The 19,405-nt window shown below is 60.8% G+C and carries 15 protein-coding genes; 6 read left to right on the plus strand and 9 right to left on the minus strand.

Going from position 1 to position 19,405, the window contains the following annotated elements:
• Positions 1-53: 53 nt before the first annotated feature.
• On the minus strand, positions 54-380 hold the full coding sequence (locus N008_RS23600) for a hypothetical protein (RefSeq protein WP_044017140.1): 327 nt from the start codon (positions 378-380) through the stop codon (positions 54-56).
• An 828-nt stretch (positions 381-1,208) separates the two neighbouring features.
• On the opposite strand from N008_RS23600, the gene N008_RS14980 reads away from it, so the two are divergent.
• Entirely contained in the window at positions 1,209-5,168 is a 3,960-nt protein-coding gene (locus N008_RS14980) for a C25 family cysteine peptidase (protein ID WP_262489721.1), read from the plus strand.
• A gap of 86 nt (positions 5,169-5,254) precedes the next feature.
• On the opposite strand, the gene N008_RS14985 is transcribed toward N008_RS14980, so the two are convergent.
• The 3 genes from N008_RS14985 to N008_RS14995 all read right to left on the minus strand — a co-directional run bounded on the left by N008_RS14985 (position 5,255) and on the right by N008_RS14995 (position 8,111).
• On the minus strand, positions 5,255-5,740 hold the full coding sequence (locus N008_RS14985; RefSeq protein ID WP_044017144.1) for a dihydrofolate reductase: 486 nt from the start codon (positions 5,738-5,740) through the stop codon (positions 5,255-5,257).
• Between the two features lie 70 nt (positions 5,741-5,810).
• A complete protein-coding gene (gene fmt, locus N008_RS14990) occupies positions 5,811-6,764 on the minus strand; it encodes a methionyl-tRNA formyltransferase (RefSeq protein ID WP_044017146.1) in 954 nt (317 codons plus the stop codon).
• A 99-nt stretch (positions 6,765-6,863) separates the two neighbouring features.
• The gene (locus N008_RS14995) at positions 6,864-8,111 is read right to left on the minus strand and encodes an exo-beta-N-acetylmuramidase NamZ domain-containing protein (RefSeq protein ID WP_044017148.1); all 1,248 of its coding nucleotides are present in this window, start codon (positions 8,109-8,111) and stop codon (positions 6,864-6,866) included.
• Positions 8,112-8,225: 114 nt separating this feature from the next.
• Between N008_RS14995 and N008_RS15000 the strand changes: the two genes are divergently transcribed.
• Complete coding sequence (locus tag N008_RS15000) at positions 8,226-9,374, plus strand: ABC transporter permease (RefSeq protein ID WP_231569723.1); 1,149 nt, start codon at positions 8,226-8,228, stop codon at positions 9,372-9,374.
• 50 nt (positions 9,375-9,424) lie between these two features.
• Here the strand turns inward: N008_RS15000 and N008_RS15005 are convergent, their stop codons facing one another.
• Positions 9,425-10,111 (minus strand): peptidoglycan DD-metalloendopeptidase family protein, encoded by a 687-nt coding sequence (locus tag N008_RS15005; protein ID WP_044018871.1) that lies wholly within the window; start codon positions 10,109-10,111, stop codon positions 9,425-9,427.
• A 251-nt stretch (positions 10,112-10,362) separates the two neighbouring features.
• On the opposite strand from N008_RS15005, the gene N008_RS15010 reads away from it, so the two are divergent.
• The gene (locus N008_RS15010) at positions 10,363-11,472 is read left to right on the plus strand and encodes a ferredoxin--NADP reductase (protein WP_044017152.1); all 1,110 of its coding nucleotides are present in this window, start codon (positions 10,363-10,365) and stop codon (positions 11,470-11,472) included.
• Positions 11,473-11,636: 164 nt separating this feature from the next.
• On the plus strand, positions 11,637-13,379 hold the full coding sequence (locus N008_RS15015) for a M3 family oligoendopeptidase (RefSeq protein ID WP_044017154.1): 1,743 nt from the start codon (positions 11,637-11,639) through the stop codon (positions 13,377-13,379).
• A gap of 326 nt (positions 13,380-13,705) precedes the next feature.
• Here the strand turns inward: N008_RS15015 and N008_RS15020 are convergent, their stop codons facing one another.
• Complete coding sequence (locus N008_RS15020; RefSeq protein WP_044017156.1) at positions 13,706-14,275, minus strand: hypothetical protein; 570 nt, start codon at positions 14,273-14,275, stop codon at positions 13,706-13,708.
• A 308-nt stretch (positions 14,276-14,583) separates the two neighbouring features.
• Here N008_RS15020 and N008_RS15025 point away from each other — a divergent pair, with 308 nt between their 5' ends.
• Both N008_RS15025 and thiL read left to right on the plus strand, forming a co-directional pair.
• Positions 14,584-15,684, plus strand: coding sequence for a T9SS type A sorting domain-containing protein (locus N008_RS15025; RefSeq protein WP_044017158.1), 1,101 nt, complete (start codon positions 14,584-14,586; stop codon positions 15,682-15,684).
• Positions 15,685-15,938: 254 nt separating this feature from the next.
• The gene (thiL, locus tag N008_RS15030) at positions 15,939-16,973 is read left to right on the plus strand and encodes a thiamine-phosphate kinase (protein ID WP_044017160.1); all 1,035 of its coding nucleotides are present in this window, start codon (positions 15,939-15,941) and stop codon (positions 16,971-16,973) included.
• A gap of 161 nt (positions 16,974-17,134) precedes the next feature.
• On the opposite strand, the gene N008_RS15035 is transcribed toward thiL, so the two are convergent.
• The 3 genes from N008_RS15035 to rlmD are packed head-to-tail and all read right to left on the minus strand — an operon-like array spanning position 17,135 to position 19,318.
• Entirely contained in the window at positions 17,135-17,509 is a 375-nt protein-coding gene (locus N008_RS15035; protein WP_044017162.1) for a hypothetical protein, read from the minus strand.
• Between the two features lie 19 nt (positions 17,510-17,528).
• Positions 17,529-17,891 (minus strand): hypothetical protein, encoded by a 363-nt coding sequence (locus N008_RS15040; protein ID WP_044017164.1) that lies wholly within the window; start codon positions 17,889-17,891, stop codon positions 17,529-17,531.
• Between the two features lie 17 nt (positions 17,892-17,908).
• The gene (gene rlmD, locus N008_RS15045; protein WP_044017166.1) at positions 17,909-19,318 is read right to left on the minus strand and encodes a 23S rRNA (uracil(1939)-C(5))-methyltransferase RlmD; all 1,410 of its coding nucleotides are present in this window, start codon (positions 19,316-19,318) and stop codon (positions 17,909-17,911) included.
• Between the last annotated feature and the right edge of the window lie 87 nt (positions 19,319-19,405).

Below are 19,405 nucleotides of genomic sequence, written 5' to 3' on the forward strand. Positions count from 1 at the left end.
ATATGACACAACCTTACCGACTTCGCTATCTGCTGAGCTGGTGTCTGGTGTTGCTAGGCCTGCTGACTGCCGGCTCCGCCTCCGCCCAGACGCTCTACGGCAACGAGTGGATTGTGCCCAGCCAGCAGTACTATAAGATCAAGATTCTCAAAGACGGCCTCTACCGCCTCGACCAGCAGTACTTGGCGCAGGCGGGCATCAGCGGCGTAAACCCGCAGCGGGTGCAGCTCTGGCGGCGCGGCCGCGAGGTGGCCATCTTCGGCGGCGGCAACCAAACCACACTCGACGCCACCACCTATTTCGAGTTCTACGGCCAGCGCAACGACGGCAAGCTCGATCAGGCTATTTATAAAGGTGGCGCCGCCACCCAACCCAATCAATTTTATAGCCTCTATACCGACACCGCCGCTTATTTTCTTACTTGGTCGGCGACAAGTAATGGTAAGCGGATGGCACAGCCAGCGGTGCCTGCCACTGTTACGCCCCATCCACATCGTATCAGTCGCGAGCTAGAACAATTTACATATGCTAATGCCTATGTAGATGATGAATCCAACGTTTACTTCCCTTGGGGCGAGGCCGGTGAAGGCTTTCTATCACTTGCCTTTGGTGGCAATAGTAATAACCCTACTGCTGGAGCACTTACCGATTCGCTTTGGAGCCGTAGTAGCAGTGGCCCATCCCCAGCAGTAGAGGTGATGATGGTGGGCGGCTGGAACGGACAGCGTTCAGTTGACATTTCGGTTTCCTTACCGGGTTCTACAGCAAAGCGTCTATTGGGACGTGTGGTACTCAATAATTATAATAAACAGCTAGTAAAATTACCTCTACAGCGAAGTGATATTGATGCAGCAGGCCGAATAGATTTGTTCTTTAACGTAACAGGCAACCCACCAGCGGCTAATAGCAACCGATTTAGAGTAGCTTATGCGCATTATAGCTACGCCCAGAACAGTCGTTGGTTTGCTGGGCGCAAGCATGTAGCCTTTCATAATGATTCTACCTTGGCTGGGCCGGCTTATTATGCACTGGATTCTATTCCGGCTACAGTCGTTGGCTTTGATATCACGGACCCTTACAATGTGCAGCGGATTGCCGGAGCTACCTTAGGGGGCCAGCGCAAAGGTTACGTGTTTCCTGACGCCTCTAGCCGCACACGTAACCTTTTGCTCGCTGATGAGGCCGTAGCATCTGTGCCCCGCCCCGCTATGCGTGTGCGCTTCCGTACGCTGAATGCTGCTGCCAGCAACTTTCTTATCATTAGTCATCCGTTACTAATGCGGCCAGTTGGTGGTGTTGATGCAGTGCGTGCTTATGCTACTTACCGTGCTTCTACAACTGGCGGCCGCTACGATACGGTTGTAGTTACTTCGCAGCAGCTTTATGACCAGTTCCATTATGGAGAAAAGTCAGTAGGAGCCATGCGTAATTATGTGCGCTGGGAACTAGCTAATTCTCCAACTGCGCAGACCAACTATCTACTGCTACTCGGCAAAGGGCTGATAGTTGGGGAATACCGGCGTGACCGGCTTGCACCAGCTCTTGACTTAGTACCTGCTACAACTCGCAGCGGATCCGACAACTTTCTTTCGGCCGACTGGGAAAACAACAGCTACATTGCTCGGATGCCCACCGGTAGGCTCTCGGCAACCAACCCAACAGATATTATAAACTATCTGAACAAGCTTAAGGCACACGAAGCGCTGGGTGCTGAACCTTGGCGCAAAAATATTGTGCACATGGTAGGTGGGCAGAAAACAGAGGAGTACCCTATTTTCGAAGGGTACATGGAAAAATATCGCCAACTGGCAGCTAAGCCTCTATTTGGTGGTACCGTGCTGAAAACATACAGACGCTCCGATGCTGGTGCTGCTAGCCCCTTCCCGGTAAGTATTACGATTGCACCGGAGGTGAATGCTGGCGTGTCGTTGGTAACCTATTTTGGGCATGGCTCCACTTCCGCTTATGACCTGAATTTTGGGGATCCCAGCGACGCGGGAAAAGGGTACAACAATCCAGGCAAGTACCCGGTATTTCTGCTGAACGGCTGCGCGGCCAACGCCGTGGATCGGAATGTAATAGGAAAGACAGTTTCTGAGAACTGGATTTTCTCTGAAAACAAAGGTGCCGTAGGATTTATGGCCGCTTCAGATGAGGCATTTGCCTTTGATTTGGATCTGTTTACCACCAATTTTTATAAAGTAGCCTTCAACGAGCCGGCTTGGTACGGTAAGCCTATAACTGTGCTACAGGCAGAGGCATCCCGGCGCATGCTAGCCCAATCTGGTGGTGGTGCTTCAGCTTTGGCTTTGTCATTTATCAATGTGTGGCTCGGTGATCCGGCCTTGCGCTTCTACGCTCCCGACAAGCCCGACTTCATTGCCAACCAGCCCGGCGACGTGCAGATCCAGCCCATCGGGGCCGGGCCACTGCAGGCGTCGGCTACTAGCTTGAAGGTGGTGGTGAACGTGAAGAACCCCGGCAAAATCACGACGGATCCGCTGGACGTGCGCATCACGCGGCGTTACCCCACCACCAGCGCCGGCACCCGCGCCCCCGACGTGTATACTTTTACTGTACGTCAGGCCTGGCGCGATACTACGTACGCATTCGTGCTGCCCAACGCCGGCAACGTGTTCGGCGAAAACTGCTTCCAGGTAGAGCTGGATTACCAGCAGCGCATTGCGGAACTGTCGGAAACCAACAACAGCGGCCAGGCCTGCTTCAACTTCCTGCAGGGCGGCGTCACGACGCTCTGGCCGCCGGAATTTGCCATTGTGCCCGCTGCCGGCCTGCGCCTGGTAGGCCAGACCAATGACCCCCGCGGCACCTCGCGGTCCTATGAAATGGAGCTCGATACCGTGCCCACGTTCAACAGCGGCCTCAAGCAGACCCGCACCGTCACGACCACGCTGGTGCCCGATTGGCGCCCCACGCTGCCCACCCTTGCGGGCCGCGACAGTGTGGTATGGTACTGGCGCCTGCGCTTCCAGACGCCCGACCCTACGCTCAACGAAAATCCGGAGTGGGCCACCAGCTCGTTCCGTGTGATTCCAGGCACCCCGGGCGGGTGGTCGCAGAGTCACCACGGCCAGTTCAAGCGCAATCAGCTTGGTCGCGTGATGGTAGCCGCGCCTTCCGGCCGCTGGGATTTCGCCGAAATCAACCAAGCCATAACAATGGTGACGCGCGGTGGCGGCACCGGTGCCGGAGCTACATTCAACGAAATAACCGACGGCATTACGGCAGCTACCTCTCCGTTTACTGGTAACTGCGCGGTGTCACGACCCAATATCATGGTGGCCGTGTTCAACGGCCGCACGCTGCGGCCCGTGCGCAATGTGGGGGGCGGCCTCTACGACTCCTGCGGACAAGGTGATTTGCGCTTCTACCATTTTGCTGCACAAGGAGGTGCCGGCGGTACCGACAACATCAATACACCCGCCCGGCAGGCGCAGCTGCAGGCGCTGCTCACCAACGTGCAACCCGGCGACTACATAGCCCTGCTGTCGATGAACAAGGTGAACTTCTCCGCCTTCCCGGCTTCGCTGAAAACGGTGCTGGCTGGCTTGGGTGCCACGCGCATCAACAGCTTGCAGGATGGCGACCCGTACGCGCTGCTGGTGCAGAAAGGCCCCAACGCCCGCCCGGCCCAGGAAGTAACCGCCGACCCTACCAGCTCAACACCGCGCAGCAGCCAGGTGGTAACGCTGAACGGCCAAATCGGAACCCGCGTGGGCAGCGGCACGGTGTCGTCTACCCGCATAGGGCCCGCCCGGCAGTGGGAAACGCTCTACCACACCGTGCGCCTGCCCGACGCCTCCGACAGCTACACGCTGCAGCTGGTGGGAATCAATGCCCAGGACGTGGAGAGCGTGCTCAACGCTAACGTCATGAGCCGTAGCCTGTCGCTGGCGGGCATCTCGGCGCAGCAGTACCCGTACTTGAAGCTGGTGCTGACCCTGCGCGACACTGTGAATCGCACGGCGCCGCAGCTGGAGCAGTGGCTGGTAACCTACCAGGGCGTACCCGAAGGCATCGTGCGCCGCGACCTGGCCACGCCCGCCACGGCCTACGACGCCGCCACTCTGGCCCGGCAGGCTGCCGCAACCGGCAGCGTAACGGTGCCGGTAGTGTTTGAAAACGTATCGTCCATCAATTTCAGCGGAGCGTTGAAGGCGCGTATCACGCTCAGCAACGGCGGGGCCACCCGCACGACGCTGGTAGATGTGCCCGGTGGGCCGCTGGCAGCCAACTCGCAAGTGAGCTTCAACGCCAGCGTGAACGTGGTGGGCCTCGATGGCTCCATCAGCGGCAACGTGGTGGTGAACCCGCGGCCAGCCACGGCGGCCGAGCCACAGGCCCTGCCCGAGCTGTACTTCTTCAACAACGAACTGCTGCTGCCGGCCTTCCAGGTGGACGACCGCAACACGCCGCCGGTGCTGGATGTGGCCTTCGATGGCCGCCGGATTCTGAACGGCGAAATTGTGTCGCCGACGCCCATCATCCGCGTGCAGCTCAAGGACGACGACCGGCTGCGCCGCATCAAAGACGTGAACAACTTCGACGTGCTGCTGACTGCGCCCGGCCAGACCACTGCCACCCGCCTCAACCTGAACGGCTCCAACGTCATCTTCGAATCGGACTCGACCAGAGGCCTGGCGGTGCTGACGCTGGACATCGGCAAAACCCAGGCACTGGCCGACGGTATCTACACGCTGGAGGTGCAGGGCCGCGACGCTACCAACAAGCCTGCCGGCTCCGAGCCGTACCGCGTGACGTTTGAGGTGGTGAATGCCTCCACTATCACCAACGTTTTCCCGTATCCGAACCCCGTCACCAGCAAAGCCCAGTTCGTGTTTACGCTCACGGGCGCCGAGCTACCGCGGGACATGAAAATCCAGATCCTGACCCTCACGGGCCGGGTGGTGAAGGAAATCATGATGGAAGACATTACGGCCAAGGGTCCGCTGCGCATCGGCAACAACATTACGGGCTACGCCTGGGATGGCACCGACACCTACGGCGACCGGCTGGCCAACGGCACCTACCTGTACCGCGTCATCCTCGACGACCCGACCAGCAAGTTCAGCCGCCGCGCCACCAGCGCCGAGGCCGACCGCCGGGCCTTCAAAAACGACTGGGGCAAGATCGTCCTGATTCGCTAAGCGGGTAACGCTAGGTAATACCCAATAAAAAGGGCCGCCAATTTTGGCGGCCCTTTTTATATGTACAGAATGTTGCTGACAACTGCCTACCGCCGCCGCAGCGTCACGAAGCTAAAGGCGTAGGTGTGCCGCTCGTCGGCTTCGTGCCGCTCGCGCGACTCTTCGCGCCACTCGGTGTGGTTGAGCTCCGGAAACACGGTGTCGCCCTCGAAGCTATGGTGTACTTCGGTGAGGTAGATGGTGTCGGCGGCCGGCATGGCCTGGCGGTAGATTTCGGCGCCCCCAATCACGAATACTTCCTCATCGAGCTGGGCGGCCTGCTCCAGCGCGGCGGGCACCGAATACGCCACTTCGCAGCCCGGCGCTTGCCAGTCCTGCTGCCGGGTAATGACGATGTTGGCGCGGTTAGGTAGGGCGCGCCCGATGCTGTCGTAGGTGCGGCGGCCCATGATGACGGGGTGGCCCTGGGTGAGGCGCTTGAAATGCTTGAGGTCGTCGGGTAGGTGCCAGAGCAGCTGGTTATCATGCCCGATGACGTTGTTTTCGGCCGTAGCTACTACAAAGGATACCATGCGTTTTGATTAGTGAGTTGCTGTGGTCAGAAGCACATTTCAGTCGGACTCAGACTGACAGACGACGAATTCAGACTGACAGAGAAGCCGCGTTGAACCCGCGCAGAAACTCCTGCACGGGCATGCGCTTTTTGCCTTCCAGCTGCACGTCGAGCAGGCTGAGCAGGCCGCTGCCGGTTTGCACGCGCAGGTAAGTGCGGCCGTCGGTGTGCCAAGTGCCGATGCCGCCCGTATCGGGGCCGCTGGCTTCCTCGTCGTCGAAGGGCTGGGCGCGGAACACCTTGAGCGTGCGGCCGTCAGGCAGCTGGGTGAAGGCCGTGGGGATGGGGGAGAGGCCCCGCACGCGGTTGGCCAGCGCCGGCGCCGACTCGTTGAAATCCAGTCGGCCGGTTTCCTTCTGGATTTTGGGGGCGGCGCGCAGCTCCGCGCTTTCCTGCTGGGGCAGGCTGGGTGCCGTGCCGGCCGCAATGGCCTGCACCGAGCGTAGCGCCAGGGCTGCGCCGGCCAACTTCAGCTTCTCGTAGAGCGAGCCGAAGTCGTCCTCGTCGGCAATTGGTACCACGTCCTGGAAAATCAGGTCGCCGGTATCTATTTCGTGGCGCAGGAAAAAGGACGTGACGCCGGTCTGGGTTTCGCCGTGGATGAGGGCCCAGTTGATGGGCGCCGCCCCGCGGTACTGCGGCAGCAGCGAGGCGTGAATGTTGATGCTGCCCCGCGGCGGCATGTTCCAGACAGCCTCGGGCAGCATCCGGAAAGCCACCACCACCTGCAAATCGGCCGCGTAGCCCTTCAGCTCCGCCTGAAACTCCGGCGACTTCAGGTTGGTGGGCTGCAGCACGGGCAGGTTATGCGCTTCGGCGGCCTGCTTCACGGCCGAGCCCTGCAGCTGCCGGCCGCGCCCGGCCGGCTTGTCGGGCGCCGTCACGACGGCTACCACTTGGCAGCCGTCCCAGGTTAGCAGGCTTTCCAGCGTCGGAACGGCAAATTCCGGCGTGCCCATGAAGATGATGCGGAGGGGAGTCATAGAAAAGCGTAACGCGAAGCTTCACTTCGCGGAGTAGTGAACAATTGGCTTCCGAAAGCCGGCCAGTTGGGGCGCTGGGGCGCGAAGTGGAACTTCGCGTTACCTCTCCGGATACAACAGATACTTCTGCCGCATGGCTTTGTACTGTCCCAGCGCCGGCTCCCACGAAGCCCGGATTTCCGGCTCCGTCTTGCCGGCCACAATCATCTGGCGAATGGTGGAAGTGCCGGTCAGCTGCTCGAAGTACTTGCCGAAGAACTTGTCTTTGGCGGTGCTTTGCTGGTAGAAATCGAGCAGATACTTCACCGTGAAGCCCACCTCGTTGTCGGAGCTGCGCAGGTCGAGGCCGTAGCACTGCTTGCCGTTCTGGGGCGGCGTGGGCGAGCCGGTGTTGGGCTTGGGCGTGAAGCGGAACGGGCGCGTGGCGGGCTGGGTAGGCGCTCCAATCACCTCAAACGGCATATCGGTGCCCCGGCCCACGCTCACGTCGGTGCCCTCAAACAGGCAGACGGTGGGGTAGAGGCTCACGGAATGAGCGTTGGGCAGGTTAGGGGAGGGGCGCACCGGCAGCTCGTAGCGGGTGGCGTGGGTGTAGCCCTGCACGGGCACCACCGTCAGGCGGCATTGCTTGCCGCCGGCCAGCCACTTTTCGCCGTTGATCATCTTGGCCAGCTCGCCCACCGTAAGGCCGTGCACCACCGGAATGGGGTGCATGCCCACAAACGACCTGTGTTGCGGCTCCAGCACCGGCCCGTCTACGTACCAGCCGTTGGGGTTGGGGCGGTCCAGCACAATCACCTCTTTACCCTGCTCGGCGGCCGCCTCCATTACATAGTGCATGGTGCTGATGAAGGTGTAGAACCGCACGCCCACGTCCTGAATGTCGAATACCAGCACGTCCACGTCGGCCAGCATTTCGGGCGTGGGCTTTTTGGTGGCGCCGTAGAGGCTGCGTACCGGCAGGCCGGTTCGGGCGTCTTTGCCGTCCTTGATGGTGGCGCCGTCGGCGGCCTCGCCCCGGAAGCCGTGCTCGGGCCCGAATACGGCCTTGACCGCTACGCCCTGGGTGAGCAGTGTGTCGAGTAGGAAGGCGCGGCCCACCAGCGCCGTTTGGTTCACCACCAAACCCACACGCTTGCCCTTCAGCAGCGGCAGATACCGCTCAAACTGGGCGGCACCCATGCGCAGGCCGGCGGCCGGCTCGGTGAGCACCTGCGGCGCCGAAACCACTGTGGCAGAAGGGGAAGCAACTGGCGCAGTAGCGACAGGCTGGGTGGGCGCGGTGGCGCTGCAGTTGGCGAGCAGGAGCGCAGTGCTCAGCAGCCCGGAGAAATTGGATATCGGCATCAGGAAACGAAGCTAGGAAACTGACCGTAGACGCGTAGCTTTACGGCAGTGAACGTCTCGCGGTACATATCCCACAAGATTGACGGAGCCGACTCGGGGTCTTTTACCTCGTCGGTGACAAAGATAGCCATCATCAGCATTGCCATGGGCGTTGCGGTGATGATCGTGTCTTTTGCTATCCTCGAAGGATTTCGCAACGAAATCCAAAGCAAGATCTTTTCCTTTGGCGCGCACCTGCAGATCAGCAAGTACGACACCAACAATTCGCTGGAAGTGGAGCCCATCGGCGGGCCCCGCCTGGTGCGCGACCTGCACCGCTTTCCGCAGGTGCAGACCATTCAGCCTTTCGCCCGCAAAACGGCCATCATCAAAACCAAGGATGAGGTGCTGGGCGTGGTGCTGAAAGGCATTTCGGAGGAAGACGGCAAATCGCCGATGCGCGAAAACCTGCAGTCGGGCAAGTTTCTGACCTTCCCCGACTCAACGGCTTCCAACGACATTCTGCTTTCGCGCAAGGTGGCCGACAAGCTGCGCCTCAAGGTCGGCGACGACGCTCTGTTCTACTTCATCCAGAATCCGCCGCGGGTGCGCAAGTTCACCGTGAAGGGGATCTACCAGACCGGCCTCGACGAGTTCGACGATGTGTACGTCATCGGCGACATTCGCCAGATCCGGGAGCTGAACGCTTGGCCCGACTCCCTGGTAGGCGGCGTGGAAGTGGTGCTCAAGGACTTCAACCGCCTCGACCCCGTAGCCGAAAACCTCTACGAAAACCTGCGCTACGACCTCAAACTGGACAAAATCACGGACCAGTACGCGCAGCTCTTCGACTGGCTGCAGCTGCTCAACCGCAACGTCATCATCTTCCTGATTCTGATCATTTTTGTGGCCACGTTCAACATGGTGGCCACCATCTTCATCATGATTCTTGAGCGCACCAATATGATTGGGGTACTGAAGGCCGTGGGTGCCACCGACCGCCAGATCCGGAGCATGTTCTTCTTCCGGGGCCTGAGTCTGACGCTGCGCGGCATGCTCTACGGCAACCTGGTGGGGCTGGGCTTCTGCGCCCTGCAGTACTACACCCACCTCATCCCGCTCGACCCCGAGAACTATTACATGGACCGGGTGCCGATTTTCTGGGACCCTAAAATCATCGTCATCCTCAACGCCGCCGTGTTTGCCACCTCGTTGCTGGCCGTGCTGATTCCTACTTACCTAATCTCCCGCATCAAGCCTGTCACGGCTATCAAGTTCGACTAAACAAAGAGGCCCCGCAGCACTGCTGCGGGGCCTCTTTGTTTGAATATAGCTTACAACCAGCGGCTCTGCAGAATCAGGTTTGGGTTGGGGCATAGGGCAGCCCACTGCTCGCGCTCCTCGGGCAAGGCCACGCCGGGGAAGTCGCCGGAGCGGCCCTGCAGGTCGGCTATCACCTGGAAGTGCAGGTGCGGCGGCCAGTCGCCGTTTTCGGGCGCGGGGCCGACTTCGGTGAAGGTCTGGCCTTTTTCGATGGCCATGCCGGGGCGGAGCAGCGCGGTTTCGCGGCGGCTCAGGTGGCCGTAGAGCGTGTAGAACGTGGTGTCTTCGAGGGTGTGCTGCAGGATGACGGTGGGGCCATAGTCGCCGAAGTTGTCGTTGTCCTGCACGCTGTGCACGGTGGCATCCAGCGGGGCCAGCACGGGCGTGCCGGCGCGCAGCCATACATCTACGCCCAGATGCAGGGAGCGGGCAGGCACGGCCGGGTCGCCGAACAGGCCGGGGCTGCGGCGGTAGATGACGCGGTTTTCGAGGTAGCCACCCACGCCGATATGCGCGTTCTGGTCGGCCAGCAGCTGCGTTACCAGCGTCTCGAAGGCAGTCGTATCGCGCAGGTCGGCGTCGCGCACCACGGGGTTGTGGGCCGTGAAGTCGAGGCGGGCTACGTCGGCAGCATTCAGGTCGACGGGCAGAACGGGGTGGAATTCGTGTTGGTGGCGTTCGAGCAGATCAGCAAGCATACTTCTGAACAAGATGAAAATGAAAGGAGTTACCCAGGTGCCCCGGCCTACGGCCGTGGGGCAAGGCCGGCCGGTCATACGGCATAGCCGCAAGGCAATATTTTATACGCCGGGCAGTGGGGCCGCAAGCTAAAGCATCCGCTATAGAATCCCGTACTTTGCAGCCCTTATTCCACGTCTGCACGCGGCTACCGCCAACTTGCGCAGGCTTTCCGGTCAAGTTCCCAAGTCCCCAAGCCCCTAAGTCTCTAATGAGCAGTACGTACCTCACGCTTACCGTTGTTGAGCTCACCCAGGAAACCAACGACGCCGTTACCATTCACCTCGAAGCCCCCGGTCGTCAGCCCATTGCCAGCGCCCCCGGCCAGTTCCTGACCCTGATTCTGCCCTGCGGGCCGGGCGGCAAAAAGGAGCGCCGCGCCTACTCGCTCAGCAGCACGCCCAGCGAGGCGCCGCGCCTGTCCGTGACGGTGAAGCGCGTAACGGGCGGCCTCGTCAGCAACTACCTGCTCGACACGGTGCGCGTGGGCCAGCAGCTGGAGGCCATGGCCCCGCTCGGCAACTTCACGCTCACGCCCAACCCCGCTGCCGCCCGCTCGCTGGTGCTGGTAGGGGCCGGCTCGGGCATCACCCCGCTCATGAGCATGCTGAAAGCCGTGCTGCGCGACGAGCCCCGCAGCCAGGTGCTGCTGGTGTACGGCAACCGCAACGAGGCCTCGGTGATATTCGGAGAGCAGCTGCGCCAGCTGGAAGCCCAGAGCGGCGGCCGCCTGCAGGTGGAGCACGTGTACAGCCAGCCCACCGGCCCGGTGGCCGCCCACCAGCATACCGGCCGCCTCAACCGCACCATGCTGTTGCGCATTCTGGAGCAGCGCCACCAGGCCCCGCCCGCCCAGGCCGACTACTACCTCTGCGGCCCCGACGGCATGATGGCCGAAGCTAAATCGGCGCTGGAGCTGCTGGGCGTGCCCCAGGCCCAGATCCGGCGCGAGAGTTTCGTGGCCGCCGCAGACACGCAGGAAACCGCCGCCGCCCAGCCTGGCGGCCATGGCGACGTGTCGGACGCCGACGACGACGGCCAGCTCGTGACCCGCAACGTGACCGTGAACTACGAAGGCACCGAGTACCAGTTTGAGGTGAAGCCCAGCCAGACCATTCTGGAAGCCGCCCTCGACCTGGACATCGACCTGCCGTATTCGTGCCAGGCCGGCCTGTGCACGGCCTGCCGCGGTAAGTGTCTCTCGGGCAAAGTCCACCTGGATGAGCGCGAGGGCCTGTCGGACTCGGAGATGAAGCAGGGCTACGTGCTGGTGTGCGTGGCGCACCCGCTCACCCGCGACGTGGTTATCGAAATCGACTAGTGCCTGTAGCCACCGCTGTGGTGCCACGAGTTGCCCGTAGGGCCTCGTGGTACCACTACCGTTGAACGGCCTTCGTTGCAGTCATCCGCAACAATAGGGATGCCCCGACTGTGAAAATGTCGGGGTGCCACCCCCGCCGCCCATTTCCCCGTATCCGAGCTTCTATGTCTACTTCCTCTGAATTGCCGACTGCTTCGGCTACTGATACCCAGCGCCCGCCCCGCCACTACCTGCCCGAAGACTACCTGGTGACGGATTGGGCGGCGCTGGAGCCCTTTTTTGTGGAGCTACGCGACCGGGCCATTGGTTCCGGCGCGGAGCTGGAGCGCTGGCTGCTCGACCGCTCGGAACTGGAGTCGGCGCTGAGCGAAGACTTGGCCTGGCGCTACATCCGCATGACCTGCGACACCCAGGACGAGGCCCGCAGCACGGCGTTTCAGTACTTCGTGAGCGAGATTGAGCCCAACGTGGCGCCCTACGACCACGCCCTCAACGAGAAGATGCTGGCCTCGGAATTTCTGCCGGAGCTGGATCCGCAGAAGTACCGCGTGTTTCTGCGCTCGGTGCGGCAGGCGCTGGAAATCTACCGCGCCGAGAACATTCCGCTCAAAACCGACATCAGCACCAAGCAGCAGCAGTACGCTGCCATTGCCGGCGCCATGACCGTCACGCTCGACGGCGAGGAGGTAACGCTGCCCCGCGCCGCCGACCGCCTCAAGAGCACCGACCGTACCGTGCGCGAAGACGCCTACCGCGCCATTCAGGCCCGCCGCCTCCGCGACTCGGAGCCGCTCGACGCGCTGTTTACCGAGCTGATTGGGCTGCGCCACCAGGTGGCGCTGAACGCCGGCTTCGCCAACTTCCGCGACTACATGTTTGCCGCGCTGGGCCGCTTCGACTACACCCCGCAGGATTGCTTCAACTTCCATAAGGCCATCCGCGAAACCGTGGTGCCGCTCATCGACGACCTCGATCTGGAGCGCCGCCAGGATCTGGGCCTGCCTGAGCTGCGCCCCTGGGACCTGGACGTGGACGTAAGCGGCAAAGCCCCGCTGCGGCCCTTCGAAACGGGCGCCGAGCTGCTGGAAAAGACTATCGACGTGTTCCAGCGCCTCGACCCGTACCTGGGCGAATGCCTGCGCACCATGCGCCAGATGGGCCACCTCGACTTGGAAAGCCGCAAGGGCAAAGCCCCCGGCGGCTACAACTACCCGCTCGACGAAACCGGCGTGCCGTTCATCTTCATGAACGCCACCAGCTCGCTGCGCGACGTGGTAACGATGCTGCACGAGGGCGGCCACGCCGTGCATTCGTTCCTGACCCGCAACCTGCCGCTGGGCGCCGACAAGCACCCGCCATCCGAAGTGGCCGAGCTGGCCTCCATGAGCATGGAGCTGATGAGCATGGACCACTGGGACGTGTTCTTCACCGACCCCGACGAGCTGCGCCGCGCCAAGAAAACGCACCTGGAAGGCGTGCTTGAAACCTTCCCCTGGGTGGCCACCATCGACAAGTTTCAGCACTGGATCTACGAAAACCCTACGCACACCGAAGAGCAGCGCCACCAGCAGTGGCAGCAGGTATTCGACGAGTTCAACCAGCGCACCGTGAGCTGGAAGGGCCTGGAAGGCATCAAGCCCTACCTGTGGCAGAAGCAGCTGCACCTCTACGAAGTGCCGTTCTATTACATCGAGTACGCCATGGCGCAGCTCGGGGCCATTGCCGTGTGGCGCAACTTCCGCCAGAATCCGCAGCAGGGTTTGGCGGCCTACAAGCGCGCTTTGGCGCTGGGCTACACCGCGCCCATCGGCGAGATTTATGCCGCTGCCGGCATCCGCTTCGACTTCAGCACCGAGTACCTGCGCACCCTGGCCGACTTTGTGCGCGACGAAATGGCGAAGCTGTAAATCTGCAAGGCTTCCCTTTAAAAGATCAAGGCCCCGCTTTCCAAAGAAAGCGGGGCCTTGATCTTTTAAAGGCTCATTTACCTGTCGATCAGCAATAGAAGAGAAGCTATTCAAACACAACCCCTTGAAACGTAAAAAAGCGGCCGGAAACTTCCGGTCGCCTTTTCCACAACCAACTCAACCAGCATGGCCGGGCGCAAAGCGCGCCAGCCAGCGGTTTGATCAAGGAGTCACGGTCAGGGCAATTGGTTGCATGGCCTGCTGCCTTTTTTTGCCGCGCTGCCCGCGCCCGGCGGTCTGGGCCGGCGCGGCGCGGAAGCCGCGGCTTATTCCTGCAGCTCAAACAGCGGAAGCGGGGCCAGGGTGCTATTGGCCTTCTGGCCCCGCAGCTGGCTTTCGTGCAGCTTCAGATAGTTGTTAAACTGCTTGGCCGCCCGGTCGTACTGCACGCGGTAGCCGACCACCTGCCCATCGTACTGGCCAATGGTTTCGAGCGTGTTCTGGACAGTAGTGCTGGCGCCGGGCGCCTTCGCGAGGCCACGCAAAGCCGTCAGCAGCGAGTCCTGGGCGGAATCGTAGCGGTCAATCTGGGCCGACTGCATGCTGAGCTGCTGGTAGCGCAGCGCCTTGAGGCGGTCGTTGGCGCGGCTCAGTTGTTGCAGCTGCGGCTGGCTGGCGCCGGGGGCGCGTTCCAGCTCGTTCAGAATCTGGGCGGTGGCCACCAGCTTGGCGTCGTCGCTGGCCATCATCTGCGTCCAGCGTATATCCACGGAGTCGCGCAGTACACTCAGCTGGGCTTTAGCGGCCGATGCCGAAGCCGGGTCAACAGCTTTAGGGGTGCGGTTACACGCGGTGAAGGCAGCCAGCAGCAGCGCCAGCCAAACGGTGTTTTTCATAAACAAAGAAGGGCGGTTCGGATCAGCGAAGAAAGTACGCAATGGTGGGCAAATGCCAAGCAATGATAATAGGCTCAGGATAATTTGGTGCTGTAAGCTACTGCTGGCAAGCAGGCGCAGGCGCATCAGGCTCGTGGAAACGTGCAAAAATACGACCTGAAACCCACGTGGCTATTTAGTCTACCGGCTGATAATCAGAAGATTCAACTATATAGCTGATGCGCGTTTTACACATTGGTAACGTATAAACCCCAGGCAAAGTGCCTATCTTTGATTTCAGATTAGTGACCCTTTCACCAACCTTCTTCATGAAAAAACATTACGTATTAGTGTCGGCGCTGCTGCTGGCAGCGGCTACTTCCCGCGGCCAGGGCACCGAACTGTTCCTGTCGGAATACACCGAGGGTGCTCACCAGTCGGGCATCAGCTACAACGGCGGCGTTTCCAACTCCACCGGCAACGAGCGGGCCCTGGAGATTTTCAACCCCACGTCTTCGTCGGTCAGCCTGAACGCCTACTCCATCCGGCGCTATTCCAACGGCAGCGCTACCGTAACTGAAGAAGAGAAGCTGCAGCGCACCACCGGGGCCAATACCCTGAACTCTGCTGCTGCCTTCGTGTACGCCAACGGCGAAGCAACTATTACGGCCATCGTGAGCAAAGCCAACCAGCTGGCGGCTTCCCCCGTGGCTACTGTCGGCCCCAACACGCTGGTGCGTGGCGGCGTGGCCTACCATAACGGCGACGACGCCCTGGCCCTTGTTCGCTGGACCAGCGGCACGGCTGGTGTCGGTACGCCAGTATTGGTTGACATCTTCGGCGTTATTGGCTTCCAGCCTCGGCCAGCCGGCGGTGGCACGGGCACCGGCCAATGGAGCGGCACCAATGCCGCCGACCCGCCCGTGAACGGCCAGACGACTCCGCCGCTGGTAGCCTCGGCCAACCAGTCGCTGATTCGCCGCGCTACGGTTTCGAGCGGCACGCGCGTGAATCCGGCTTCGGCCACCTACAACATTGCCGATCAGTGGCAGGCGTACAGCTACGCTTTCCCTCCCGGAGGCACTTCTGACCCGGCTGCCCAGAGCTACTCCCGCCTCGGCGAGCACAACGACTACACCGGCCCGTTCGGTACCTACGGCCCGCTGAAGGTGCTGGAGAAATTCAACAACGGCATCAGCGTGTATCCTAACCCCGCCAGCGGCACGGCGTTCGTCGAGCTGAAGGATGTGAAGGTGGGCTCCATCGTGGTGATGAACAACCTCGGCCAGTCCATTTCGGCGCAGCCACAGGGCCTGTCGACGGAGAAAATTACGCTGGATATTTCCGGCCTGAAAGCCGGTTTGTACTTCGTGCAGTTTATCTCAAAAGACGGCCAGACCAAGCTCTACAAAGAGCTGATGGTGAAGTAAATTGCTGATTCGCGCTGATTTCATTGATTGCGCTGATCTTTTTAAGAGCAACGAGGCCCACGACTTATCGTGGGCCTCGTTGTTTTATGGGCTCTTGCAAGGACGCGCTGGCGGTCTGGCCGAAATACGGGCCGCCGACTTCCTGTCGTACCTTTGCTCTTGGCGCCCATGGTAGCCGGGCCGCCGGGCATTACTTGGTGAACAGGCCAGCCAATCAGCGAAATCAACACAATCAGCGCAAATCAGCGATTCTAATGAGCGACGTAACCCCCCTTGATAAAGTAGGCGAATTCGGGTTGATTCGCCGGATTCAGGAAACCGTACACCTGCAGCAGCCCAGCACCATCCTCGGCATCGGCGACGACGCGGCCATCCTCGCGCCCCCGGCCGGGCAGGAAGTGGTTATCAGCACCGACCTGCTGGTGGAGGGTGTGCATTTTGACCTCACGTTCTGCCCCCTCAAGCACCTGGGCTACAAAGCCGTGGCCGTAAACGTATCGGACGTGGCGGCCATGAACGCCCTGCCCACCCAGATTGTGGTGGCCTTGAGCGTGCCCTCTCGCTTCTCCGTAGAAGCCGTGGAGGAACTCTACGAAGGCATCCGGCTGGCCTGCGAGGCCTACAACGTGGACGTAGTGGGCGGCGACACCACCGGCAGTCGCTCGGGCCTGACCATCGGCATCACGGCCCTGGGCTTGGCTGAAGCCGGCAAAGCCGTGCGCCGCAGCGGGGCCGGCCCCAACGACCTGCTCTGCGTGACGGGCGACCTGGGCGGGGCCTACCTGGGCCTGCAGGTGCTGGAGCGCGAAAAGCAAGCCTGGCAGGCCGACCCCGAAACCCAGCCCGAGCTCGGCAAGTACCCCTACGTGCTCCAGCGCCAGCTCCGCCCCGAAGCCCGCATGGACGTGGTGCACGAGCTGCGCGACCTGGGCGTGGTGCCCACCAGCATGATTGACATTTCCGACGGGCTGGCCTCCGAGGTGCTGCACCTGTGCGCCGCCAGCGGCACCGGGGCCCGCGTGTTCACCGAAAACCTGCCCATTGCCAACCCCACGCTGGAAGTAGCCGAGGAGTTCAACCTCGACCCCATCATGTGCATGCTCAACGGCGGCGAGGACTACGAGCTGCTCTTCACCGTGCCCTTGTCGGCCCACGACAAAATCAAGAACCACCCCGATATCACCATCATCGGCCACATGGTAGACAAGAGCGAAGGCGCGAACCTCATCACCAAAGCCGGCCAGCCCATCCCGCTGCGGGCCCAGGGGTTCAACCACTTTGATCACTGATTAGCACGGATTTTAGCAGATTTCACGGATTTTGTGGACGGCGCTGCTCTGTTGAACATGCCCCACATAACGCAAAGAGGCTTGCCGATCGGCAAGCCTCTTCTGTTTCTCAGTCGTTCACAAAATCCGTGAAATCCGCTAAAATCCGTGCTAATCCGTGATCAGTCTTCCGGGTAGGGGATGTAGACGAAGTTGGTGAACTCCTCGTCGAGCACGAACAGGCAGCAGTACTCATCGGCGTCGCGGTAGGTGTTTTGGAAGGCTTCGATGCCGTCCTGGCCCACGATGCCCTGCTGCACGAACAGCTCCAGGTAGCTGGCAAACACGTGCCACTCCAGGTTCAGCTCGTCGGCGTTGATGAGCAGGCCGCCCAGCGGCACCTCCTGACGGGCAAACACGAAGATGGGATACTTGGAAATATCCCGCTTGCGGATCTGTGAGGAAGCCTCGCTCAGCGTATCGGAAACGGTAGCAAAGTCCTTGGTGATAGTGCCGAGGTACTTGCCATTCAGTTCGGGGTCGTTGGTATAGTCCATATTTAGTAGGCTGAAGGTATTAGGCAAACAATCGAAACACCCAATCAACAAATCGTTTTGGCAAAGATTGTCCCGGCGAGATTTTTTGGTCCCAAAGACCATACTGGGAGGGAACCAGTTCTCGCAGCCTTTGCACAACTGTGGAATCCTCACAAAAGGCCGATAAGTTGGCCTCAAGTTCCTTTACATAGGAACTTGAGGCCAGTCCGTTTTGAATAAGGTACAAGTCCTGTACGCTCCTGTCGATTAAAGACCAATCTTCCTCCCTCAATATGCTGGGCTTACCTGCTTGCAAACTATGGATTCCTTCTGAGCTACGTAGCCAGTTTTCCCAGTTGCCCTTATAGCGCGCATAAATATCCAGCTTTTCGTGGGTCAGCATGGCGCTCAGGATGATAGTTACCGCAACTCCAGCAACACCACATTCTCCACATGGTGGGTGTGGGGGAACATGTCTACGGGCTGCACTTTCACTACTTTATACGCTTCGTCCAGCAACTCCAGGTCGCGGGCCTGGGTGCCGGGGTTGCAGCTGACGTACACGATGCGGGGGGCGCGCATTTCGAGGAGGCGGGCCACTACGTCGGGGTGCATGCCGGCGCGGGGCGGGTCGGTGATGACGACGTCGGGACGGCCGTGCTTCTGGATGAACTCGGCGTTGAGCACGTCCTTCATGTCGCCGGCGTAGAACTCGGTGTTGGTGGTGCCGTTGATTTCGGAGTTGATGTAGGCGTCCTTCACGGCCGATTCCACATACTCCACGCCCACTACGTGTTTCGCCTGCCGGGCCACGAAGTTGGCGATGGTGCCGGCCCCGGTGTAGAGGTCATACACCAGCTCCGAGCCGGTGAGCTGGGCGAAGTCGCGGGTGATTTTGTAGAGGTTGAAGGCCCCGTCGGAGTTGGTCTGGTAGAAGGATTTCGGGCCGACGCGGAAGCGCAGGCCTTCCATTTCCTCGTGAATGTGCGGCTCGCCCTTGTAGCACACCACCTCCAGGTCGTGGAAGGTTTCGTTGCCCTTGTCGTTGAGCACGTAGTTGAGGGAGGTGATTTGCGGGAACCGCTCGTGCAGGAAATCCAGCAGGGGAAATAGCGCGTCGTGGGCATAGTAGCACTGCAGAATCACCATCAGGTCGCCGGTGTTGGCCGTGCGGATGATGAGGTTGCGCAGGAAGCCTTCCTGGGTCACGAGGTTGTTGAAGGGCAGGTCGTGCTCCAGGGCGTAGTCGCGCACAGCCAGCCGGATCTGGTTGCTGGGGTCGGGCTGCAGCCAGCAGTGGTTGATGTCGAGAATCTTATCGAAGCGGCCGGGGGTGTGGAAGCCCAGCACGCGCCGCTCGTAGTTGTGGCCGCTGGCAATCTGCTCGTTGGTGAGCCAGCCGTTGTGGCTGAAGGTGTACTCCAGCTTGTTGCGGTAGTAGGTCTGGTCGGGGGAAGGCTGAATCGGCAGAATTTCGGGCAGGGCCACCTTGCCGATGCGCTGCAGGGTGTCGGCCACCTGCTGGTGCTTGAACTGCAGCTGGGTTTCGTAGCCCAAATGCTGCCACTTGCAGCCCCCGCAGGTGCCGAAATGCTCGCAAAACGGCTGCACGCGCAACTCCGAATACTTGTGGAAGTGCGTGGGCACGGCTTCCAGGAAGTTCTTTTTGGCCTTGGTCACGCGCAGGTCCACCACGTCGCCGGGGGCCACTTGCGTCACAAAGATGACCAGGTTCTCGCGGCGCACCAGGCATTTGCCCTCGGCCACCATGTCGGTAATTTCGACTTCGCGGAGCAGCTCCGCCGGGATGTTTTTAACGGATTTTCTCACCCGACAAAGGTAATCACGGATTACAGCGGATTTGACGGATTCATCGGATTTTGTGGACGGCGCACGTTTGGGCTCTTTGCTTTGGAT

Origin of the sequence: Hymenobacter sp. APR13, assembly GCF_000737515.1 — a bacterium.
In the GTDB taxonomy this organism is placed as follows: domain Bacteria; phylum Bacteroidota; class Bacteroidia; order Cytophagales; family Hymenobacteraceae; genus Hymenobacter.

Bases quoted from the DNA above. Each gene is read 5' to 3' on its own strand.
- N008_RS14985 (WP_044017144.1), bottom strand. From the start codon at position 5,740: ATGGTATCCTTTGTAGTAGCTACGGCCGAAAACAACGTCATCGGGCAT.
- N008_RS14980 (WP_262489721.1), top strand. From the start codon at position 1,209: ATGCGTGTGCGCTTCCGTACGCTGAATGCTGCTGCCAGCAACTTTCTT.
- N008_RS15040 (WP_044017164.1), bottom strand. From the start codon at position 17,891: ATGCTGACCCACGAAAAGCTGGATATTTATGCGCGCTATAAGGGCAAC.
- N008_RS15020 (WP_044017156.1), bottom strand. From the start codon at position 14,275: ATGAAAAACACCGTTTGGCTGGCGCTGCTGCTGGCTGCCTTCACCGCG.
- N008_RS15010 (WP_044017152.1), top strand. From the start codon at position 10,363: ATGAGCAGTACGTACCTCACGCTTACCGTTGTTGAGCTCACCCAGGAA.
- N008_RS15035 (WP_044017162.1), bottom strand. From the start codon at position 17,509: ATGGACTATACCAACGACCCCGAACTGAATGGCAAGTACCTCGGCACT.
- N008_RS15015 (WP_044017154.1), top strand. From the start codon at position 11,637: ATGTCTACTTCCTCTGAATTGCCGACTGCTTCGGCTACTGATACCCAG.
- fmt (WP_044017146.1), bottom strand. From the start codon at position 6,764: ATGACTCCCCTCCGCATCATCTTCATGGGCACGCCGGAATTTGCCGTT.
- N008_RS15005 (WP_044018871.1), bottom strand. From the start codon at position 10,111: ATGCTTGCTGATCTGCTCGAACGCCACCAACACGAATTCCACCCCGTT.
- thiL (WP_044017160.1), top strand. From the start codon at position 15,939: ATGAGCGACGTAACCCCCCTTGATAAAGTAGGCGAATTCGGGTTGATT.
- N008_RS15025 (WP_044017158.1), top strand. From the start codon at position 14,584: ATGAAAAAACATTACGTATTAGTGTCGGCGCTGCTGCTGGCAGCGGCT.
- N008_RS14995 (WP_044017148.1), bottom strand. From the start codon at position 8,111: ATGCCGATATCCAATTTCTCCGGGCTGCTGAGCACTGCGCTCCTGCTC.